Raw genomic sequence first — 1913 nt, forward strand, 5'->3', positions numbered from 1 at the left:
TTCCCTCATTATACTACTTTTCCCTCTATTGGTACAGCTTCTTAAACAATGATGTGATCGCGGATCACGTTGAAGCCTGGATTCAGAACCATGCGGGTGTGTCCGGCAGCACTGCACCCCAGGCCCCCGCAGCGCCCGAAAATGAGAGTGGAAAAACATTGGTGGTCTACTACTCCGCTACCGGCAGCACCGAGGCCGTGGCCGGATATATCGCCAACGCCACAGGCGGCGACACCTTTGCCATTACTCCGGCAGAACCCTATTCCTCCGCTGATCTGAATTGGACGGATTCCGAAAGCCGGGTCAGCCGGGAGCATGATGACCCCTCCCTGCGGACCATGGAGCTGACGGAAACGACCGTAGACGGCTGGGAGGACTATGACACAGTATTCATCGGCTATCCCATCTGGTGGGGCATCGCCGCTTGGCCGGTGGACAACTTCATCAATGCCAACGACTTCACCGGGAAAACCGTGATTCCTTTCTGCACATCTTCTTCCCCCGGTCTGGGCGAGAGCGGCGAACTGCTGGCGGAACTGGCGGAAGGCGGCGACTGGCAGAAGGGCCAGCGGTTCCGCAGCAGCGTGGCCGAAGCCGATGTGGTAGAATGGGTCAATGGACTGAATCTTCAGTAAGAAAAGGAGTTTTACGACATGAAAAATTTGAGACGTTTCCTCTCCTGCCTGTTGGCGGTCACGATGCTGCTGGCCCTGGGCGTCACGGCCTCTGCCGCAGAATTTACCGATGTACCCGCAGGGTCCGACTACGCCGTGGCCGTTCAGTGGGCCTCCGACAACGGCTATATCTACGGCTATGGAGATGGCCGCTTTGGTGTGAACGACAATGTGACCCGCGCACAGTTGGCAGCCATCTTCCACCGCGCCGCAGGGACGCCCGCCGCATCCGGCACATCCCGCTTCTCTGACGCGGAGGCAGGCGCTTACTACATCAATGCGCTCAGTTGGGCGGAGACTGCTGGCCTGATTGCCGGATACCCGGATGGGCAGTTTGGCGTGGGCGATCCTGTCACACGCCAGCAGGTAGCCACGATCCTCTGGCGCTGGGCCGGTTCCCCCGCTGCTTCCGCCGGGAATTACTCGGATGAAAACGCTATTTCCGCCTATGCGCAGACGGCGGTGGACTGGTCCCGCTCCAACGGTATCATTGCCGCCCGCAGCGATGGACGCTTTGCTCCCACTGACAACGCCACCCGTGGAGAGATCGTTTCCGCACTCTATAACTATATGGGCAAGACCTCTACGCCTCCCGCTTCTACCGGGAATGGCAAGATTCTGGTGGCCTACTTCTCCGCCAGCGGCAACACTGAGGCTGTGGCGAACGCCATTGCTGATACACTGGACGCAGATCTCTTTGAGATGGTTCCCGAAGCGCCCTACACCAGCGCCGATCTGAATTGGACGGATTCTAGCAGCCGGGTCAATGCCGAGCATAACGATCCTTCCAAGCAGGATGTGAAGCTGGCGAAAAACACCGTGGACANCTGGACAGACTATGACACTGTATTCATCGGCTATCCTATCTGGTGGGGCATTGCCGCTTGGCCGGTAAACGANTTCGTGAAGAATAACGATTTCACCGGAAAGACTGTGATTCCCTTCTGCACCTCNACCAGCTCCGGGCTGGGACAGAGCGGCACCTTGCTGGCAGAGATGGCCAATGGCGGCAACTGGCAGGAGGGACGGCGCTTCTCGGAGCGGGCCTCTCAGTCTGACATTGCAGCCTGGGCCAATGGTCTGGTCCTCCCTAAAGCAGATGCCCAACCTGCGTAAAGCAGTGAATCTAAGGGAAACGCTGATTTATCCCCCGAAATAATAGAAGATGTGATAAAATAAGGGAAAGGGGGCGCGGGGTATGAAACAAGAAAGTTTTAGCGATATGGAATACAGATGCCG

At 57.5% G+C, this 1913-nt stretch carries 2 protein-coding genes; both read left to right on the plus strand.

Annotated features, from left to right (window positions below):
* The coding region (locus JX325_RS15975) for a flavodoxin (RefSeq protein ID WP_243414140.1) at positions 1-635 on the plus strand (635 nt) is incomplete at its 5' end.
* Positions 636-653: 18 nt separating this feature from the next.
* Positions 654-1790, plus strand: a complete 1137-nt coding sequence (locus JX325_RS15980) for a flavodoxin (protein WP_204792039.1) — start codon at positions 654-656, stop codon at positions 1788-1790.
* Positions 1791-1913: the final 123 nt, after the last annotated feature.

The sequence above is a fragment of the Oscillibacter sp. CU971 genome, assembly GCF_905219725.1.
Taxonomy (GTDB): domain Bacteria; phylum Bacillota; class Clostridia; order Oscillospirales; family Oscillospiraceae; genus Oscillibacter.